Annotated in this window: 18 protein-coding genes; 15 read left to right on the top strand and 3 right to left on the bottom strand. The window is 63.6% G+C overall.

Annotated elements, in window-relative coordinates:
- Window positions 1-2 precede the first annotated feature (2 nt).
- From ACIQPR_RS43690 to ACIQPR_RS43630, 13 genes are all read left to right on the top strand, one after another.
- Entirely contained in the window at window positions 3-332 is a 330-nt protein-coding gene (locus ACIQPR_RS43690) for a hypothetical protein (RefSeq protein WP_403661420.1), read from the top strand.
- Window positions 329-736 carry a hypothetical protein gene (locus ACIQPR_RS43685; RefSeq protein WP_403661417.1) on the top strand — a complete coding sequence of 136 codons (408 nt, stop codon included), beginning with the start codon at window positions 329-331 and terminating at the stop codon, window positions 734-736. Before ACIQPR_RS43690 ends, ACIQPR_RS43685 begins: the two co-directional genes overlap by 4 nt.
- Before the next feature lie 23 nt (window positions 737-759).
- Window positions 760-1,119 (top strand): hypothetical protein, encoded by a 360-nt coding sequence (locus ACIQPR_RS43680; RefSeq protein WP_403661414.1) that lies wholly within the window; start codon window positions 760-762, stop codon window positions 1,117-1,119.
- 77 nt (window positions 1,120-1,196) lie between these two features.
- Window positions 1,197-1,802, top strand: coding sequence for a hypothetical protein (locus ACIQPR_RS43675; protein WP_403661411.1), 606 nt, complete (start codon window positions 1,197-1,199; stop codon window positions 1,800-1,802).
- Window positions 1,803-1,880: 78 nt separating this feature from the next.
- The gene (locus ACIQPR_RS43670) at window positions 1,881-2,147 is read left to right on the top strand and encodes a hypothetical protein (RefSeq protein WP_403661408.1); all 267 of its coding nucleotides are present in this window, start codon (window positions 1,881-1,883) and stop codon (window positions 2,145-2,147) included.
- Window positions 2,147-2,554, top strand: coding sequence for a hypothetical protein (locus tag ACIQPR_RS43665; RefSeq protein ID WP_403661405.1), 408 nt, complete (start codon window positions 2,147-2,149; stop codon window positions 2,552-2,554). The genes ACIQPR_RS43670 and ACIQPR_RS43665 overlap by 1 nt, the downstream gene beginning before the upstream one ends.
- An 8-nt stretch (window positions 2,555-2,562) precedes the next feature.
- Window positions 2,563-8,118, top strand: coding sequence for a transglycosylase SLT domain-containing protein (locus ACIQPR_RS43660; RefSeq protein ID WP_403661402.1), 5,556 nt, complete (start codon window positions 2,563-2,565; stop codon window positions 8,116-8,118).
- Between the two features lie 16 nt (window positions 8,119-8,134).
- Window positions 8,135-9,124 carry a phage tail domain-containing protein gene (locus tag ACIQPR_RS43655; protein ID WP_403661399.1) on the top strand — a complete coding sequence of 330 codons (990 nt, stop codon included), beginning with the start codon at window positions 8,135-8,137 and terminating at the stop codon, window positions 9,122-9,124.
- A gap of 12 nt (window positions 9,125-9,136) precedes the next feature.
- A complete protein-coding gene (locus ACIQPR_RS43650) occupies window positions 9,137-10,369 on the top strand; it encodes a siphovirus ReqiPepy6 Gp37-like family protein (protein ID WP_403661396.1) in 1,233 nt (410 codons plus the stop codon).
- On the top strand, window positions 10,369-11,448 hold the full coding sequence (locus tag ACIQPR_RS43645; RefSeq protein ID WP_403661393.1) for a hypothetical protein: 1,080 nt from the start codon (window positions 10,369-10,371) through the stop codon (window positions 11,446-11,448). Before ACIQPR_RS43650 ends, ACIQPR_RS43645 begins: the two co-directional genes overlap by 1 nt.
- Window positions 11,449-11,462: 14 nt before the next feature.
- Window positions 11,463-12,992, top strand: a complete 1,530-nt coding sequence (locus ACIQPR_RS43640) for a hypothetical protein (RefSeq protein ID WP_403661390.1) — start codon at window positions 11,463-11,465, stop codon at window positions 12,990-12,992.
- Window positions 12,993-13,005: 13 nt separating this feature from the next.
- Window positions 13,006-13,989 carry a CHAP domain-containing protein gene (locus tag ACIQPR_RS43635; protein WP_403661388.1) on the top strand — a complete coding sequence of 328 codons (984 nt, stop codon included), beginning with the start codon at window positions 13,006-13,008 and terminating at the stop codon, window positions 13,987-13,989.
- A 9-nt stretch (window positions 13,990-13,998) separates the two neighbouring features.
- Window positions 13,999-14,256 (top strand): hypothetical protein, encoded by a 258-nt coding sequence (locus tag ACIQPR_RS43630; protein WP_403661385.1) that lies wholly within the window; start codon window positions 13,999-14,001, stop codon window positions 14,254-14,256.
- Between the two features lie 433 nt (window positions 14,257-14,689).
- Here the strand turns inward: ACIQPR_RS43630 and ACIQPR_RS43625 are convergent, their stop codons facing one another.
- Complete coding sequence (locus ACIQPR_RS43625) at window positions 14,690-14,992, bottom strand: hypothetical protein (protein ID WP_403661382.1); 303 nt, start codon at window positions 14,990-14,992, stop codon at window positions 14,690-14,692.
- 175 nt (window positions 14,993-15,167) lie between these two features.
- Between ACIQPR_RS43625 and ACIQPR_RS43620 the strand changes: the two genes are divergently transcribed.
- Together ACIQPR_RS43620 and ACIQPR_RS43615 are read left to right on the top strand one after the other, a co-directional pair.
- Window positions 15,168-16,022 (top strand): LysM peptidoglycan-binding domain-containing protein, encoded by an 855-nt coding sequence (locus tag ACIQPR_RS43620; RefSeq protein WP_403661379.1) that lies wholly within the window; start codon window positions 15,168-15,170, stop codon window positions 16,020-16,022.
- Between the two features lie 18 nt (window positions 16,023-16,040).
- Window positions 16,041-16,358: a hypothetical protein gene (locus ACIQPR_RS43615; RefSeq protein ID WP_403661376.1), complete on the top strand. Its 318-nt coding sequence runs from the start codon at window positions 16,041-16,043 to the stop codon at window positions 16,356-16,358.
- Window positions 16,359-16,715: 357 nt separating this feature from the next.
- On the opposite strand, the gene ACIQPR_RS43610 is transcribed toward ACIQPR_RS43615, so the two are convergent.
- Window positions 16,716-17,048 (bottom strand): Lsr2 family protein, encoded by a 333-nt coding sequence (locus tag ACIQPR_RS43610; RefSeq protein WP_403661373.1) that lies wholly within the window; start codon window positions 17,046-17,048, stop codon window positions 16,716-16,718.
- Between the two features lie 488 nt (window positions 17,049-17,536).
- Window positions 17,537-19,834 carry a DUF6884 domain-containing protein gene (locus tag ACIQPR_RS43605; protein ID WP_403661370.1) on the bottom strand — a complete coding sequence of 766 codons (2,298 nt, stop codon included), beginning with the start codon at window positions 19,832-19,834 and terminating at the stop codon, window positions 17,537-17,539.
- Window positions 19,835-19,984 lie beyond the last annotated feature (150 nt).

Genomic DNA, 19,984 nt, shown 5'->3' with positions numbered 1-19,984 from the left:
ACATGGCCCTGTTCAACGACCCCATCGAAATCCACCGGGCTCCGCTGGTCGGCGATGCCTACGGCAGGCACCGCGATTGGGCCCAGGCCGTCAAGGTCTGGGAAGGCGTGGGGGCCGCTCTCCCGTACCGGCGCTCATACAAACCGGAGCCTGCTGTCCGGGAGACGAGCCGCATGCGCATCACGGTCTACCTCCCCGGCGCCGTGGCCTTCGACTCTGCCGACCGCCTCTTGATCCGCGGTGAGTGGTGGGAGTCGGACGGCGATCCGTGGCCCTGGCGGCTCGGCTCGCGCAAGTACACGCAGCTCTACGCGAAGGGGGTGACCAAGTGACCGGTGACTCCGCTGCGCAGCCGAAGCGCGGTAAGCGCTGGACCAAGTCAATCCGGAACGGCGTCCTCTTCGAAACGGACGTCGGCTTCATGCTGCAAGAGATCACGCATGGCGGTAGGTACAAGGAATTGGCCGCTTATCACGCCGCGAAACTGGCTGGCGAGATCATCAAGGCTGCTCCGCGTGGTCCGCACAAGTTCACCGACGAATACTCGATCAAGAAGAACATCCACGCCAACGTCGAGAACAACGTTGCCGGATGGATCGGTTACGTGACGGTCGAGGAGAACCCCAAGGCTCGACACGCCATGCTCCAGGAAGAGGGATTCCGCACCCGGGACGGCATGCGCCATGCAGGCCGCTTTTACATCAAGGGTGTTCTGGAGAGGCAGCGTGTTGAGTGAAGGTCGATCCAATACCCCTCGTCGTGGACTATCTCAAGTCCTGCCCCGGCATTCCTGCTGATGCGCCCACAGGCACGTTCGTCGGCAGAGAGGCGGGAGACACCACCCTCTACGTCCTGCACAGCGGCGGATACCGCATGGTCCGCAACGCGATGGACAAGGCCGATATCTGGTACGACGCCTATCACCAGGACCGAGCCTCAGCCGCCGGCCTGGCGTACCTGGCCCGTGAATTTCTCCTTGAGGACCTGCCCGGCAAGGTAATCAACGGTGTCCAGATCCTCGACGTGAAGGAGATTTCCTCTCCTCGCTACATCCCCGACGAGACGTCCCTTGAGGACGTGTACGGGGGCGAGGTCTCCATTTTCTACGTCGAAGCCTGACAACTCCACCGAGCGAGAGCGCTCGGTTTGAAGGCCCCTGCGGGGCCTTTTTTGTTTCCCTTCTTCAAGGAGCATGCATGGCCAATGACGCTTCCAAGATTCGGTTCGCGCCGAACGGTGCCCTCTTCGTGGCGCCGGCCCCGTCCGGTGGCACCGGTTCTACCGTCCTTCCGACTGCCGTAGGCGACGGCGGTACGACCGCCCCGACCGGATACAAGTCCTTCGGCTACGTGAATGAATCGGGTGTCACCATCACCCCGCAGATCAACACGGATCCGGTCACCGTGTGGCAGAGCGCAGTTCCGGTTTTGTACAACGTCAAGGACGCCTCGTTCAGCATCAAGGCGACCTTCTCCGAGGTCTCGAAGATCACCACTGAGTCGTTCTTCGGCGCCAACTGGGTCAAGCAGGGCTCGTCTTCGCTCTGGCGCCTCGACCTGTCCAGCGTTCCGGGCTTGTCCGAGCTGTCGATCGTCGTGGACTGGCAGGACAAGGGCAAGAACTACCGGTGCGTGGTCCCCAGGGCGATGGTCTCCGACCGAGGCGCGATCACCCTCCAGCGGACCGCCAACCAGGAGTTCGAGCTGACCTTTGAGGCCCTGGACTACCAGGGTGCTCTTGGCTACGTCCTCACCGACGACGCCAACGTGGACGACGGCACGGACCCGGTTTCCGGCGGCTGATCACCCTTCGCCCCTGCCGGGGAGGGCTAAATTCCCCGGCCTCTCTCACCCCACCCCCTTTGCTTCCTGGAGATACCTATGTCTGCTGCTGAGATCGTCGCCGCTGCTGAGTCCGAGGCCACCGAGGAGCCCCGCGTCATCGAGCACAAGGGCGTCGAGTACGTCATCCCGGATCCGCTGGACTTCCCCCTCGAAGTCGTCTACGCCGAGAACGAGGTGGAGATCGTCCGCCTGGTCCTCGAAGCGCACGACGAGCGGCAGTGGAAGACGTACCTGTCGACCAAGCCCACCATCCGTGACTTCCAGGAGCTTTCCGAGAAGGTCAACGGTACGGCGGGAAACTGATGTTGGCCGTCCGCTCCATTCGAGAACACCCCGAGGAACTTGAGTCGGACCTCTTGGAGTTCTTCTCGGTCGATTTGCTCGACCTGTGGCGTGGACGGCTCTCCCTGCGGCGTATCGCAGTTCTCGTCAAGGCACTTGGCCGCCGGCATGGCCGGTCCAGTCTCGCGGCCGTCATGGACGAGTCCGCCGAGTGGGACACCTCTGACTACCTCCTGGCACGTATCTCTGACGCGCTGGAGATGAGCAACTTCCTCTTCCTCAAGGCGAATTCTTCGAGTGACAGCCAGCTCACCGCGCCTGATCCCATTCCCCGGCCCGGCTTCGAGATCGAAGACGAGGAGCCGGAATTTGAACACTCCTCCGGTGAGGAGGTGGCGGGCTTCTTCGCCCAAATGAGCAAACTCTAGGGGGCGAGATGTCCACCATTCCCACGGGCGTCAAGGTCGGTAACGCGTTCATCGAGATCAATCCTCAGATGGACCAGGATCAGCTTGCGCGACAGCTGGCGTCTTTCGAGGAGAAGGTCAAGGCCACCTACAAGCGCCAGTCGGATGTGACGAAGGCGTACGCCCGCCTTCAGGTCCAGCTCGAAGAGTGGGTCACCAAGAACTACGGGGACCAGGCGAAGGCGCGCCTGGCCATCAACGCCGACACCATCAAGGCCCGGAAGAAGCTCAGCCAGACGGAGTCTGCTCTCCTCCTCCAGGCCCTCGCCGAGGTCGAGAAGGCCGAGCTGGCGAGCGAGAAGCGCAAGACGGCGGCGAAGCAGACCGCCGCGCGGGCCAAGGAGCGGATCGCGCTCAACGCTCGGGACCTTGAGATCAAGTACGGCACTGAGGTCGCCGACGCCTACAAGACCCAGCTCGCCGGTATGCAGGCCGGCAAGAAGAAGCTGACCCTCACCCAGATCAACGAGACGAAGCGCTGGGCTGAGCTGGAACAGGCCGAGATCCGCAAGGTCGCTGCCGCTCAGCGCGAGGCACAGCAGGCAGCAATCCGCGGTGCCCAGGTCGAGGCGACGGAGAAGACCACCGCTGCGAAGAAGGCGCAGGTCGCTTACACCCGCACCTTCGAGCAGGTGAAGTCCCAGCTTCTTGAGCAAATGCAGCTGGAGAGGATGCGGGAGCGCGCTCGCCTCGAAGGCGAGCTGGCCATCCAGACCGCTTCCGCTCAGACGGCCGCGCTGAACCTGGCCAACGCCCGTTCCAGCCTCGCTCAGGTCACCTCCCTGACCACGCGCAACACCGCCACCATGGCTTCCCGCTGGAAGAAGGTGGGCGGCGAGATCGAAAAGGTCGGGTCCACCGCTTCGGAGCTGGGTCGCACGCTGATGACGAGCGTCGTCACGCCGATGGCTGCTGCTGGCTCCGCGCTCACGGTCTGGGGCCTCAAGGCCGCCGACAACTTCCAGAACACGCAGACGTCGCTGAAGAACATGGGCATGGCGCTCCAGGACGCCAACGACCTCATGAACAACCTGACGACGTACGGCCTGCAAACCCCGTACGCGGTCGGCGACATGCTCACCTACGGTGCCCGGTTCTCCCGTGCGATCGGGGCCCACAACAAGAACTTCACCAGCTCCGACCCGACGAAGCACGCGAAGGGCTCCGAAGAGGTCTCCACCGAGGCCCAGAACATCGTGCAGATGATCGGTGACCTCGCTGCGCGAGGCGGCATCACCGACTCGTCCATGGTCCAGCGCGGCTACTACGCCATGGAAAAGCTCATGGACGCTGACCGCGTCTCGCTGCGCGACACCAAGCAGTTGGAGTACGCGGTCAACATGCCGGTGCAGGAGCTTGCCCAGCTCCTCGGGTTCACGGACTCGAAGTACACCGCCAAGCAGGTCAAGGACTTCAAGAAGGTCAACCCCGGCTTCCACGCGAAGGCCGGAGACATCTACCCGGCTTCCGCTCAGATGATGGAAGTGATGGCGAACGCCAAGACCACGGGCGGCGTTCGCGGTCAGGACATGGTGAAGAACCTCCTGGGCTACTGGGAGGGGAAGACCAACGTCCCCGGTGCCAAGCCGGACAAGACGATCCAGGGCTCTGCGGAACGGCTCGGTACCGCGACCTTCGGTAGCCGCATCTCGAACATGAAGGAGACTGCTCAGCAGAACCTCCGCAAGATGTTCCAGACGTTCGACCCGAAGACGGGTGAGCTGGAATACACCGGGCTCGGCGCGGCCATCATGGGCAAGCGCGTCCAGGTCAAGGGCCAGGACGGCAAGGTCCACAACGAGTGGCAGGGCGGTCTTCTCAACAAGGTCGCCGGCATCGGCTCCGACCTCATGGGCGAGCACGGCAACGGTGCCGTCCCGCAGCTCATGTCCGGCTTCGTGGAGGGGACAACCCGGTTCATCGACTGGGTCAAGAAGATCGCCGATGAGCTGGACAAGCACCCCGAAGTGGTCAAGGCCATCAAGGAGTTCGGCAAGCTCGCTGCTGTCGTTGCTCCGGTCGCGCTCGCTCTCGGCGCGACGGGCAAGATCTTCGGCAAGATCGTCAAGTTGTTCTCTCCGCTCGTCTCGGTGGGCGGAGCTGTCGTCAAGGGCCTGATGGGTGGCGGCAAGATCGTCGGTCAGGTGATGGCCGGCCTGTCGTCCAGTGCCAACGGGACGGGCTTCCTCAACGGCTACCGGGGTCAGCGTGCGGCCTACAACAACGGCGATGAGCGCAATCTCCGTCAGCGCGCGGTCGACCGCATCCGAGGCAACAACTCCCAAGAGGAAACGTTGCGCCTCAACGCCACCCAGTACGAGGAGGCGATGCGCAAGGCCAAGGACTCGATCGCCGACCTGAAGCGCAAGATCAACGACCTCAACCGGCAGAACCTCGACAAGGTGGCCAAGGAGGCCGCGGGCAAGGACACCAGCGTCCAGGCCGCAGCGCAGAAGGCCCAGAAGGCGACGGACAAGGCCGCCAGGGCGGTCCGCGACCTGGACAAGGAGAAGCTCAGAGCACTCCGGGACCAGATCAGCAGCAGCACGTCAAAGGCCACCGGACTCAACTCGTCTACAGATAACGCGAGTTCGGCCGTCAAGACGCTCAACGGCAAGTCACTGAAGAAGCTGCGCGACCAGTTCAAGGACGTCACGGACGCTGCGGACAAGACGATCCGCAAGGTCTCGACGCTCACGGGCGACATCCACACGCTGAGCGGCAAGAACCTCAACGGCGTGACCAAGGAGGTCAAGACCCTCGGCAAGGAGTTGGAGGAGACCGCAGGCAAAGCCGAGGCCCTGAACCTCACGCTCGACCACATCGCCAAGCACAAGGGCGATGGCGGTTCGTCGAAGACCAGCAAGCCGAAGAAGCACGCCAAGGGCGGCATCATCCCGGGCTACGCGCCCGGCGTGGACAACGTGCCGGCCATCCTGTCGCCGGGTGAGGCGGTTCTCCGTCCGGAGGTCACTCACGCACTCGGTGCCGAACGAATCAATTCGTGGAACAGCATGGCCGCTCGCGGCAAGCTGTCCCGGAAGTTCGCCAAGGGTGGCATCGTCGGCAAGCTCGGCCTCAACCAGCTCATCGACGCAGCGAAGACCTTCAACATCGGTCCGGACGCGCTCAGCGCGTTCGCCACGATGACCATGGACAGCTCGTCGCGCAAGCTGGGCGGCGATGTTCAGAGCGGTGTCGTGGGATCGGGCACCGCGGGCTCTCACTTCGTCGGCTCGGACCTGGCCGAGAAGTTCAAGGGGATGTTCGACTTCACGACGAAGGACTCGTGGAAGATCCTCAAGAAGCTGCCGATCCCCGATGGCTGGTCGCAGGTCATCGGCATTCTCGGCGGAGCCCTGACCCCCATCACCGGAGAGTATTTCTGGGACGACGTATGGAAGGGTCAGGGGAACGTCCTTCAGCGAGGCACCGCCTACCTGGATGACCTCTTCTCCACAAAGACCCTGACAGGCGTTGTCGAAAATCTGTTCGGCGGCATCTGGGACTCGGTGAAGAGCCTGTTCTCCGGAGCGAAGGCGCTGCTCACTGATCCGGTCGGGACCGTCGAGGACTCGATCACCGGTCTGTGGGAGCTGAGCAAGGCCGAATACGACGGCACGATCGACATGGTGAAGTCGCTGGGAAGCATCTTCACCAGCCCGATGGACTACGCGGGCCAGGTCGTCTCCGACCTGTACTCGACCGCGAAGGATTCACTCCCCAACACCGAGGGCCTGTTCGACTTCAGCGGCGATCACCTGACCGCCAAGAAGCCGGACGTGTCACAGCTGGTCGACGGCCAGCTGAGCACTCCGGGCACCGGTTCCGCGGTCTCCCGCTGGACCCCTCAGGTCAAGATGGTCCTGGCCCAGCTCGGGCTCTCCTCCTCGAACCTCCCCCTGGTCCTGCACAGGATCGGCGTGGAGTCGGGAGGCAACCCCAAGGCCATCAACAACTGGGACAGCAACGCCAAGGCCGGCGATCCCTCGCGCGGTCTCATGCAGACCATCGGATCGACCTTCCGGGCGTATGCCGGCCCGTACCTCAAGCGCGGCATCTACGACCCGTTGGCCTCGATCTACGCAGGTCTGAACTACGCGGTTCACCGGTACGGCTCCAACTGGACGCAGGCCCTCGCAGGCACGAAGGGCTACGCGACCGGCACGACCGGCGCGGCTCGCGGCTGGGCGTGGGTCGGCGAAGCAGGCCCGGAATTGGTGCACTTCGGTGGCGGGGAGACGGTCCTCAACAACCGGGACAGCATGCTCGCCACGGTCAAGGTGCTCAGGGGCTACGCCACCGGCACCGGGACCAGGACCACGGGTGTTGCTGCGGACGCCGAGAAAGGCGTGTCCAGTCTCAACAGCGCGGTCAAGAAGCTGTACGAGATCATCACCAAGGCGTTCACCTCCGGGCGGATCGGCTCGGGATCGGCGAACTCGCTGAACAAGTGGCTGGACAAGGAGAACAAGCAGCTCCAGTCCCTCGTGAAGCAACGCGCCGACATCGCGCCGAAGTTGAAGGATGCGAACGCCAAGCTGGCAGCAGTCAAGAAGGACGAGGCCGACATGGCGTCGTCCATCTCGGACAAGTCGAAGGAAGAGCGCTCGCTCTCGTCCATCTTCAACACGGACGGGGTGTCAACCGCTTCGGCGATCTCCGGTCTGCACGAGCGCCTGGCGGCCATCAAGACCTTCCAGTCGAACGTCTCCACGCTGGTGAAGCGCGGCTTCTCGAAGGACATCATCAGCGAGATTGCCCAGGCCGGCCCTGAAGAGGGCGGCGCCATGGCGAAGGAGCTGCTGAACGCCACCTCGTCCCAGGTCTCCGACCTGAACAAGACGTACGCGGCCATCGGCTCTGCCTCGGATTCCCTCGGGAAGTCGGTGGCTGGCTCGTACTACTCCGCCGGGAAGAAGGCTGCTCAGAGTTTGGTCGATGGCCTGACCGCCAAGGACAACAAGCTCAAGAAGCAGATCGAGGGCCTGGCCGACGAGATCACCAAGACCCTCAAGAAGAAGCTGCACTTCACCTCGAAGACTCCCGTTGACTCGGGGCTGGCAGCGCTTCTCACCTGGCTCACCGGGGAATCCCAGTCGGTCAAGGGTGGCGGGTCCACCGGAAAGAAGAAGACGACAAGGGTCACCACGTCGTATTCGACGGATTCCAAGGGCCGACAGGTGACCACCGTAACCACCACGGTCACCGACCCGGCAAAGGGAACCACGACCACGACCACCGAAAGGACGGTCGGCGGCAAGACCACGAAGACCACCAAGGTAAGCAAGGTGAAGGGGTACTGGACCGGTACTCTCGCGGCTTCTCCTGGAATGGCCCTCGTGGGCGAGAAGGGTCCCGAGCTGGTGAATTTCGGTGGCGGTGAGCGTGTCTACAACGCTCGACAGACGGCGGAAATGATGGGGAATCGCTACGAGATCCACATTCATGAAGCCAAGTCCGAGAACACGACTCAGGCTGTGCTCCGAGCGATGCAGTACGCAGAGGTGATGGCCGCCATGTAATCGACAGGAGTGCTCAATGCCGATTCCCGCAAGGCCAGTAGTCCCGGTAAACGGCGGCTTTCTACAACAGCCGATGGTTCCGGTCCCGGAGGATTGGCAGAACACATACGTGTCGATCAGAGGCAACAACGGTCAGGGGGAGGAAATCCCCCTGACCGGCTTTCTGTCCGCCGCATGGCCGGCCATGATGATCCAGCCCGGAGCAACGGGCCTCGATATGCCTCCCTTCGAGCTGCACACCGATGACTCACCGAACCTCGACGGATCGATGTATCGAGGAGCCAGGGCCGCAGCCAGGCAGATACTCTTGCCCGTCTTCGTCTACGGAATCGACCGCAAGACACTGCGCAGATTCAAGCGGAAGCTGGCCAACGCTCTCAATCCCAAGCTGGGATATTGCATCTTGACCTTCGTGGAGTCGAACGGAATCCCCCGGCGCCTCCAGTGCTACTACGCAGGCGGCATGGAAGGAAACGAAGCCGCCGACTCCGCGGGCTTCAAATGGATCTCCTATGGGATCCAGCTGACCGCGACGGACCCGTGGTTCTACGGAGACACGGAGATAGCTGCCAGCTGGTCTTTCGGCTCGGCTCAGCCGTTCCTCGGCAACCCCTTCCTCCCGGTCAAGCTGGGCAAGGGGACGCTCTCCACCGGCACGCTCACCGTGACCAACACGGGCGACATCGAAGCCTGGCCGGTGTGGACGATCACCGGCCCGCTGAAGAGCTTCACCTTTACCGGCCCGGACGGAACCAGCTGGGGCATCCCCGCAGCGGCCGGCGGGGCTGACGTCCTGGCCAACGGCCGGACCCTCACCGTGGACTGCCGTCCCGGATACAAGACCATCACCGACGACCAGGGAACGAATTATTTCCCGTCGATGTCGGCCAGTCCTTCCCTCTGGTCGGTGCCCCCTGGCACCTCGACCGCCCAAGCGACTCTCGTCTCCGGCAGCGGAACGCCCACCGTGACGATGACGCTTTTCCCTCGCTACGCGACTTACTGACATGAGGTGTTCATGGGTTATCGAGTGGAGGTGCGCGACGCTGCACTCAATCGGATTGGCGTGATTGACACCTGGATCTCGATGGACCTCGTAGTCCGGTACTGCCAGCAGGGCTCTTGGCAAATCCTTGTCGAGGCAGGAACGCCACAGGCGGACCTTCTCCAGAAAGGGGGCGGGGTCGCCATCTATCAGGATGACGTCGACTTCCCCATTCTCACGGGCCAGATCGAGAGCTTTCAGCACTACTGGACCAACGATCAACACACCTCGCTCGGGTCTCTCTACTTCGGCGGGAAGTGCGACAACAAACTTGCCTACAGCCGTCTCGCCTTTCCCGACCCGTCCAAGTCGGCAACCCAGCAGTGGAACACGACCGACGACACCCGCACTGTTTCCGGCCCGGCTGGTCACCTCGTCTGGTCCGAGCTGAATCAGGCCCTCGGTTCCGGCGCCCTCGCCAACCGCAAGGTGTCCGGGGTAGTCATCGGCAGCGATGTGACATTCGGGAGTACCGTCTCCGACAATTTGCAGTGGGACGTCATCGGCACAAAGCTCGAATCCTGGATCGACACCACGACCACCGGCTACCGCTTTGTGTGGGATCCGAACACCAAGCTGATCAGTCTCCACCTGTTCAGCCCGCGCGACCTCTCCAAGGACGTCCGGTTCAGCCGGGAACTGGGCAACCTCCGGGAATTCACCTGGGCTCTGACGGCACCGACCGTCACCCGGGTCATTGTCGCCTGCCAGGGCACCGGAAAGAACCGGTACATGTACCAGCAGATCGACAGCGATTCCGAAGCCGAGTGGGGACTTCAGATCGAGCAGTTCCTTGACCGGCGGGATCTCCCCATCAAAGCGGACCCGACGACCGGACTACCCATCAAGGCAGACCTGTCGGTGACGGACGACGCATTCACCACTGCCAAACAGGCCGTATTGGACGCAGCCACCGAGGCCCTTACCACCGGGGCGAAGAACGGCAATTTCCAGCTCTATCCGATCGACACCCCGCACATCAAGTTCGGGCGCGACTACTTCGTTGGGGATCTCGTCACCGTCAGCGTGGACGGGACCGAATACACAGACATCGTGCGCGAGGTCTCCATCACCGTGGACCAGGGCGGACAGACACAAACCGTGTCTCCTTCGATCGGAGAGCAGGGATCGAGTAATCCCCTCAACTTGTACAAAACAGTTTTCGATATGCGTGAGAAGTTGCGCAGGCTAGAGGCGAGGATGTAATGGCAAACGAAATCAGTTACCCATTTACCGCCGATAGCGCTGGTGGCGGATCGCAGATGGTGTCCCAACAGCAATGGCAGTACATGGCCCGCCAGTTCGGCAAGGACCGAGTCGACTACCGGCTGAACACCGCGAGCCTCGCCGCGTCGGACCTCCCCTTCTACGCCCAGGTGGTCAACGGCACCACGGTTTCCATCGCCCCCGGCAGGGCTCTCGTGGGCGGCTTCTTCTACCAGCTCACCTCTACACAGACGGTCACCATCGCAGCCAACACCGGGACCACCGGACGCTGTGACCTGATCGTCCTGCGTGCGGACATGTCGGCCGGCTCGGTGAACCTGAAGGTAGTCCAAGGCCAGCCCGCCGCCTCTCCGAAGTGGCCGTCCCCCACCAAGGCCTACGGCGGCGTGTGGGAGATGACGCTCCACGTCGTGAACGTGCCGGCCAACAGCGGCGCCCTCACGCTGATCAACGTCATGCCCTTCGACTTCCCGGAGACTCAGGCTGCTCCATGGAACGTCAGCCAGGCTGCTCAGTTTCAGCAGGTCGGAACATTCCTCGTCGACATGGACAACAACAACACCGACACACAGACCGAGTACTTCGTCGGCCGAGACGGCACCGTGGTGACGCGCGACCTCGGGAAGCCCCGCACCTACACCCCGACCCTGGTCAACAACACCGGCGACGTGCCCGACGCGAACAAGGTCGGCCGCTGGCGCTGGATCTCTCCGGGCGTCCTCTACTTCTCCGTGTCCCTCACGAACGACTACGAGGACACCGGCCCCGTCCGCACCGGCACGGCCGGCATGGGCATCACCCTGCCCCGCACCGCAGCCGCATCCACCGGCCAGGTCTTCAAGGGCCGCCTGTCGAACCCCTACTACAACGGCGGACTCCCGAACTCCGTGGACATCACCGCGGTCGTCAACCAGTCCAGCTCAGCCCAGTCGGTCATGTACCTGTGGGCGCCGAACCCCACGAACTTGGCCGAGGGCCTTGACCTTCTGCGGGCGATCCCGCCTCGCTCCCAGCTCACGATTTCCGGCGTGCTCGAAGCGAGCGCCTTCGGTAACTAATTAGGAGGCCGCTAGTGGCACGACAACTGTTCGGAGGCACCGCCGACTCTGTAGCCGAAGACGCGACCGGCGCCCGGGTGGCGAACGCAGTGGGAACCGTCTGGGACGGTCCTTCCGCCGGGGCCACTCAGCTGACCGACCTCACCGACGCGAGCGGCGCCCCGCTCACTCAGCTCCAGGCCGACGCCAACGGATACGTCGGCACCTTTTTCGGCCCCGATGGATTCGAACGTGTCTGGGTCGACTTCGGGGGTGGCAAGGTCGCCCTGGTCTCCGTGACCGTCGGGGACCGGCTTGACGCCCACCTCACCGCGACCGACCCACACGGGGACCGCGCGTATGCGGACGGCGCCTTCCTCAAGACCAGCGTGGCCGGTTGGGCGGCCACCGCGAACGCGCTGCAGAACGCTTCGAAGGGTCTCAGGGTGCCCCCGAGCTGGGGCGAGTTCTGGCGTCCGAAGCGCGATGCCGCGAAGGCAGGAACCGGTAAGGCGACCGTCGCCGTCATCGGCGGATCGACGGCCGCGGGCTTCTACGCCTCCAACATGTTCACGAAGTCCTGGCCCGGCGTCCTGGCCACCAACCTCCAGAGCACCTACGGAGACGGAGGCAGCGGCTTCTACAGCGCGCTCTTCAGCACCCAGGGCATCGGCGGCATCGACTCCACCGCCCTGACGCAGTGGACCGCTTCGGGCGGCCTCGTCACCCAGACCGGCACATGGAACCTCGGCGGCTACCAGGCCGGCCCCGGAGCGGGCTACCTCTACAGCTCGACCAACGGCAACACGCTCACCTTCACCGTGAAGGGCACGAGCGTCACCATCTACACCCTCGGCGCGGACGGCTCTCACTCGCCCTGGACGTACAGCATCGACGGCGCCACCGCCGTTGCCGTGACCGACACAGCGACGACGGGTCTGGCCGTGCTCACGAAGACGATCACGGGCCTGTCCAGCGGGACCCACACGGTCAAGCTGACCCACACCGGAACGACCGGTACCCAGTACCTCGCCGTCTGCGGCGTCGCGGGCGAGAACGCAACCGGTGTGGTGGTCAACAACTTCGGCAAGCGCAACGCGTCGGCCGCTCAGTACGTCTCCCCGCTGAAGCTGGGCTGGAGCGCAGGCCCCAACTACCCCGCAGACGTGGTGATTTACTCCATCAGCCCGGACGACATCATCAACGGCAACGACGCGGACGTATGGGCGTCCAACGTCCGTCAGCACCTCTCGTACGTCCGCGACGGCGGCACTGCTGTCGGCGCAACGGACATCGTCTTTGTCGTCCCGCACATCGGCCAGGCCGACTTCTCCAACCAGCGCTATCAGGACTTCATCAACCGGGCTCACGGCCTGGCGGTCTCCTTCGAAGCCGCACTCATCGACTTCTGGGGAATCGGCCGAAATTCGTGGAACTACTGGAACTCACTGGGGTATTGGGCCAACCCGGCGACCCCTGGTGCCACCGGAACCGACGCCTATCTCATGTCGGACACCGGCCACTCCTACGTCGCAGGAGTGATCTCTTCGCTCCTTTCGAGCTGACTTAGGAGGAACTATGGGAAACCCCCAGATGCCGCAGGTAATAGCCGTGGCCAAGAGCCAGGTTGGCTACCACGAGGGATACGTAGAAGGCGGCTGGACCAACGCCACCAAGTACGCGGCCGAAGTGCCCGGCCTCAGCTGGGCCAATGGCCAGTCCTGGTGTGCCGTCTTCACGAGTTGGGTCGCAATGAGAGCTGGTGTCGCTGGTCTGTTCCCGCGAACTGCCGATTGCTCGGCCGCAGTTACGTGGTTCACCAGCGCCGGCCGCTGGTCCTGGTACCCCGCTGTCGGGGCACAGGTGATGTACGGCACGAGCGGCCAGGACCACACTGGAATCGTCTACGCGTATGACGCGACCTACATTTGGACGATCGAAGGAAATACGAACGACAACGGTTCGACCGAGGGTGACGGCGTCTATTTCCGTAAGCGCAAGAGGTCCGATGCCAACGTTTATGGATACGGCCTCCCCAACTATTTGGAAGGCATCACCACTGCCGAAGTCGCCAAGAAGGGCGTATCCGGATACAACTACCAGGTTTCCAGCCTTGGACCCGGTACGGCCTCGCTCCAGCCCGGCGGGCTGATGACCAACAACCTGGTGGCCGACGTCCTGTCCGTCGACGGAGCGGCCCACGCGGGCCGCGTCTTCGTCCAGCAGAACGACGTCTCGACCGTGGCCCTTGAGGTCATCTCCGCGTCCTCGACCGCGACCGCGAGCCTGGTCCTGTTCAAGGACGCCAACGGAGCCGTCCAGTTCGAGATCACCGCCACCGGCAACCCGATCTCACGCGGCACCCACTACTTCCCGGCCCCGCTCCAGCTCGGCGCGACCACCGCAGACCTCGGCGGCAGCGCCGGCGCGGTCATCAGCATGAAGAACGCGACCACCGCCCCGACGACCAGCCCGAGCGGCGGAGGCATCCTCTTCGCCTCGGCCGGCGCCCTCAAGTGGAAGGGCAGCAGCGGGACGGTTACCACCATCGCCCCCGCCTGAGGAGAACCCATGGATTTTCAGGCCCTCTTCGCTTACGCGGGAATGGGTGCCACCGCTATCGCGGCCCTCGTTATGACGAAGGCCGCGTGGCGACTCAATACAGCTCGGGTTTGGAAAGAGGAGGCGGAAGCGCAGAAAGCGCGGGCCGACCGACTCATGGAGGATCTAACGGAAATCAAGGAGCGACTAACTCGGATCGAGGACGAGAACAAGCGGCTCGTTCAGATCTTGCTGTCCCTCGATCCTGAGCGAATCGCCGCCCTATGAAGTCAACCGTCCGTTATATGCCTCTCTTATTCGCGCAGCCTCGTCAGCAACCCGCATCTTATGTTCCTCGTCCAGCAGTAGCCGGACTTCGTCCTTGCGTTCTTCAGAAACATCCGGCCGCTTAATCATTTTCTCCAGCACACGCCTAGAGCGCCACACCTTGATCTGGACGCCCCATCGCGCACCCTCCACCTTCAGAAGAGGTAGCAAGGCGCCAGAAATCGCAGCGACACCTGGAGACGCCCACATAAGAAGACTCGCCCAGATGCTGTCCTGAGGAACTTGGTGGGACAGGGAAAGCATTAGCGTTCCACCAAGACCGCCACCCGCAGCAGCAGCCTTCTGAGTTCGTCGACTGGGAGCCTTACGCGGGGTACCACTCTTACGGGCTGGGGGCTTTGGCGCGCTTCCTTCACCGTTAGCGGAAACAGTCTCAGTCACTCTCCACCTCGGCGCGAGGGGCACTCTCTCGTGAGCGGATGACGCCTTCTTTTGATTCGACGTATTTCCGCAAGAAATCCTCAGCGTCTGCTTCTGAGGCCTTGACTTCCTTCTCGCGCGTACCGGGAGAACGCTTAATAGTGACTGTGAAAGAACTCCAGTCATCACTAACCTCGAAATGCGCGATACGCCTGACGGCATCGCGGGCGCTTCGAAGGATGATCTCCGCTACGACGACGACCACTCCCCCCGCAGACACGGCGGTGATCGCGTTCACCCAGTTGCCACTGCTCATCCGTTCATCCGCCCCCCAGCCGTGGCCCCTTGACTGCCCATCACGTCGCAACTGTAGCGGAGAGCCAGCCGACTAGCGAGGGATACCGCTAGCGCCTAGATCAACCGCAACTGATCAAGAGACTCAACTCCGGGCCGCGTCGGCGGCCCTTTTCCATGCCCTGAAGGGGGATCTCATGAGTGGTGCCGCAGAGCTGATTCGCATAGCGAAGGCAGAGGTCGGCTACAAGGAAGGCTTCAGCAACGGCCACTGGAACAACCGCGAGAAGTACGCCGGGCAGGTGCCCGGCCTCGCGTGGGTCGACGCTGGCGGATATGCCTGGTGCGCGGTCTTCGTCTCCTGGGCCGCGCTCAAGTCCGGTAACACGGATCTATTTCCTCGAACTGCTTCCTGTGCCAACGCACTTGACTGGTTCCGGTCGAAGGGCCGTTTCTCGGAATACCCTGCGATCGGCGCTCAGGTCCTGTTCGGACCGAACGGCTCGACACACACCGGAATCGTCTATGCCTACGATTCGGCCTATATCTACACGGTTGAGGGAAACACCAATCTCACCGGTTCCCCGGAAGGTGACGGCGTCTACCTGCGCAAGCGGGCCCGGCGTGATGCGAACACCTTCGGCTATGGCCTGCCGAAGTTCCCCGAGGGAGTGACCACCGCGGACCCGGCGCTGAAGGGCAAGTCCGGCTTCCACTACGCCGCGAAGGCGTCCGGGCCGGTCAGCTCGGCGTCGAAGCCGAAGCCCTCGACCGGCCTGAAGGCCGTGGTCGTGAAGTCCGGCATGACGCTCGGCTCCATCGCTGCGGCTGCTGGTGTGACCCTCGCGGCTCTTCTCACGGCCAACCCGAGCGTCAAGAACCCGGATCTGATCCAGCCCGGCCAGACGATCAACGTCCCGGCGAAGCCGTCGCCCACTGCGACGAAGAAGCCTGCTGCGAGCAAGACCAGCGCGAAGCCGACCAAGAAGCCGACGAAGAAGGCGTCTGCCAAGGCGACTCCGAAGGCCAGCACCAAGCCCAGCTGCAAGTGACCCCCCTAGGAGTCTTCCATGAAGGAATTCATTGCCCGCCATGCTGTCCGCCTGGTCGGTCTGCTCGGTTCGATGGCGCCCGTCCTGGTGGCCCGGTTCCCTGGCGTCCCGTGGGAAGCCCTGGTGGGAGCCGCCGCCGCACTTCTCGGCCTTGGTGAGGTCGCGCAGCGGAAGGCGGACACCAAGACAGCCGCCGCATGGGCCCTGGCCGAGGCCGGCCAGCTGGCGCTTGCCGAGATCGAGCGCCTCCAGGAGAAGCACACTGCTGTCGACGCGCCCGCCGAGTCGGCGCCCACGGCGCCGGCCCCTGCTGTCCAGTCGCCTTTCACGGCCTGACAGCCCAAGAACTGAGGTAGAGGGGTCTACCTCGGGTGAGAGATGAAATGCCCCCCGGCTACGGCCGGGGGGCATTTCTGCGTTTCAGGACTCCTCGCGGCACAGATGCCACATGTACTCATCCGCCCTACGGATGATCCCTGCATCCACGTTGCCCAGGAACTCGGGTCCAGCGGGATCGTCTAGCCGCTCCAGCCGCCATCCAGGGGGGAAGGGGTCGTCAGGCGCAGGGGCATACACCTTCCAGAGCCGCCACAGACTTCCGCTGCCGCCCGGGTACTCCTGCTCATAGACTTCTGGCCCTTCGACCCCTACGACATGCCATCCGTCAGAGGGCTTGCGGCTGTAGTGCACGGCTCAGCCGTTGGCCTTCGCGTACTCCTCGCGGATGTTGGAAGGAACGCGGCCTCGGTCGTTGACCTCGTAGCCGTTCGCCTTCGCCCAGGCGCGGATCTGCGCGGTGTCCTCGCTGCCTCCACGGGCCGCAGCTCCACGCCCACGAGAGGAAGTCTTCCCGCCCGTCTTGCGTCCGGCCTCGATGTAAGGGGCCAGGAGGTCACGCAGCTTCTTGGCGTTCTTCGTGTTCAAGTCGATCTCGTACGACTTGCCGTCGAGCCCGAACACGGCGGTCTCGTCTGCGTCCCCGCCGCTGATGTCGTCGGTGAGGAGAACGACGGTCTTCTGAGCCATCTCTAATGCCTGCCTTCTGTATCCGTGATGTGCGTATGAAACCACAAGAGAAAGACGCTCGACACACCATTGCCGAACGCCTGTACCCGTCGTGCTGGAGTTGCTCTAGGATGGGAGCGCGGTTCTGGACTCTTTGGCTGTCCAGAGCCGCGCTTCTTTGATCAGAACCTCGTCAGCACCCCGTCAACGTACCCAAGGGGCACGGCGTCGGTGTGCGGGTTCTCCCCATCGGGGTCCTCACTGCGGTAGTGGTACCGGCCTCGCTCATCCTGGAAGAGGACCAGAGGGTCAGCACCACACTGGAGACACCTGAAGAAGGCGAACTCAGCCATGCTCGCCGAAGGGCTCAGGTCACTCGGGCTTATCACCGTCGCCACAGTTTTCCTCCCACCTCCCCTGACTGCTGAGATTCTGCCACTTCCGGGCCAGATAAGAAAAGCGCCCTTGAACAGGGCGCGATCTCTTCAGCTGCGGTATTTCCGAGGGCTTCACTTGCCGGTCCTGCGGTACTCCTCGCAACGACGCGTCCAATACTTCCTCGCAGCCTCGGTGTTGCCGTCCTCCGCCAACTCCAGGAAGTTTTCAGGCACCTCGTACCCACCGGGCGGCGCCGTCTCCTCGACGGCCGCGGGCTCCTGCTGCTCCTGGTCCTCGTCGTCCCGGCCATCCTCGACGGCCGGCACCGGGCCGTGGCAGTACGCCCAGAAGATCTGAGAGCGCAGCGTCACTGTCCGAACGGACTCGCCCGTCCCGACGGCAACCAGGTCGTATATCCCGTCCCCGGTGTAGACAATCTTCACCTTCGTCCAGGTGCCAGGCTCAGTGTGCTTCTTCCCGGCCTTGCCTCCGAACCAGATGACCGGCTCGTGGCTTCGTCCTCGGGACGGCAGCATGCTGCCGTAGTTTTGCAGCGATCCGCGGTAGTGGTGGTCCGGCTTCTCGGGCTCCTGCTCTTCCTGCGTCTCAGGCTCCGGGTCCTGCTGCTCACGCTGGTCCAACCAGGCCTGTATCTGCTCCGAGCTGATGAGCTTGCCCCAGTGGATCTGACTGATCAGCGTGCCGGTGAACAGGCTCTCCCCGTTCTCCAGGGAGTAGATGACGTACTTGCGTCCCTCGACCTTGATCCCCGCCTTGATCCACTTGCCGGGGTGCGGGTTCGTCTTGCCTGCCTTGCCGCCGAACCAGAACTTCGGCCCGCCGCTGGTCCGGATCTTGTCCACGTCGGGGAGGTCGCCGATCCTCCCGGAGTAGGCGGGGAGAGGGCCCTCCTCCTGTCCTTGGACCTCATCGGTGACCGGCTCCTCGACCTGTGTCTCGGTGACCGGCTCGGACTTCTCGGCCTTGACGGCCCACACGTACGACATGCTGTGAACGACCTCGACCAGCTCTTGTGTGTCGACGTCGATCAGCTTGTTCTTGCCGTTCTCCGAGTCCCGCCACGAGACGAAGACCAGGGGGCCGCTTTCGTTCACGTCCTGCTTTGCGGTACCTCCGTAGTAGAAGTAGCTGGGCTCGTCGGACCATGTGACAAGGTCGCCCATGCGCTTCTTCTGCCACTCCCGAGAGGAGGTGCCGGCCTGCTCCTGGTCGTTCTCTTCGGGCTCTCCCTTGTATATGCCGGCGAGCTGCTGGAGCTGCTGACCGATGCCTCCGGACAGTGGAGCCTCCGCGTCCGGCCAAACCTCCCGAGCGAGGCTCACGTACCGCTCACCGCCGAGGACGGTCACCTTGGCGTCCAACAGGCCCATCTCTTCGGCGTGGCGCCTCAGCTCGATGCCGCCGACGGCTTCGGGGTCTCCCACCGTGACGTTGTAGGCCGCAATCTCCTCGTCGAGCGGGACCAGGCCGTACATGGCGCTGAGGATCAGCGTCCGGTCTCCCAGGGCTTCGGCCGCCTTGCGGCAGGCGAGGTGATAGCTCCCGACGTACATCTCACCAGCGGGAACAACTCCAACGTCGACCTTCTTCTTGCCGCCGCAAGCTACCAAGATCACGCGCTCCCGCTCGGCCGGGACCTCGCCCTTCTCGCGCATCGCCCAACCCTCGGCCTGCTCGATGTAGCCGGGCTCGTGAGCACGAATGAATTTGTCGGCCGCCAGCGGGACCGGCCCGCCGCGCCCGGAGTTCATCAGCTCGCGCACCTCGCCGAGCAGCCACCCCAGCGTCTCGTGCCCCACACGGCCGCTCATACCGGCCTTGCTCCAGGAGCACGCGACCAGCTGTGTACCAACCTCTTCCCTCAGGCCCTCGCTGCCCCAGTTGCGGACCTTCGGGTGAATCACTTCGCTCAGGCTCTTCGTCAGCTTGACCGCGTACCGGACCTCAGCGAGGGTGGCCGGCACGTAGTCCAGCTCGTGACGGGACAGGACGCTCTTCCCGGCCATCCACTCGGTGTTGTTGTTGCTGACCGCCCACTTTCGGGCCTGCCTGACCAGCACGCCCAGCGGGCCGTTCGCCAGAGGGACCGTGGTCGTCTTCATGGAGTTGCCGAGCCCGAGGGCCTTGCAGGCGTCCATCAGGTCGTGCTCATCCTGCGTGTCCGCGACGAGGGTCCGTGTCACCCACTTGCGGAGCGCAGCCGGGAGGTGGACCTCAATCTTGTTCGTCATGTCGATCTCCGATTTGTACTCGTGGCTGTCGTTGAGGACTTTGAGCGCAGGCACGTCGAGGACCTCCGTGCACACGTCGCAGTCGCAGGTGTGGCCCATGCAGAAGCAGAGGTGGTCATCGCAGAGCCGATCGGGGCCCTGCCCGTTTCCCTGGTCGTGCCAGGTCGGGTAAATCACGTGTTCACGGTCGAGTTGGTGACCGTGCGGCAGGGGCCGTCCCATGCAGGCGGCCCGTGCGTTCTCAGCGTTTTCGGGCAGCAAAAAGGCCGCCCGGCACTTGGTGCACTGAAGGCGGCCTTCTGGACGTCTACGCAGGGTATGTCTTTC

It is taken from the genome of Streptomyces sp. NPDC091280 (assembly GCF_044768565.1).
Lineage (GTDB): Bacteria > Actinomycetota > Actinomycetes > Streptomycetales > Streptomycetaceae > Streptomyces.
This window is presented reverse-complemented; position numbering and strand designations above follow the sequence as displayed.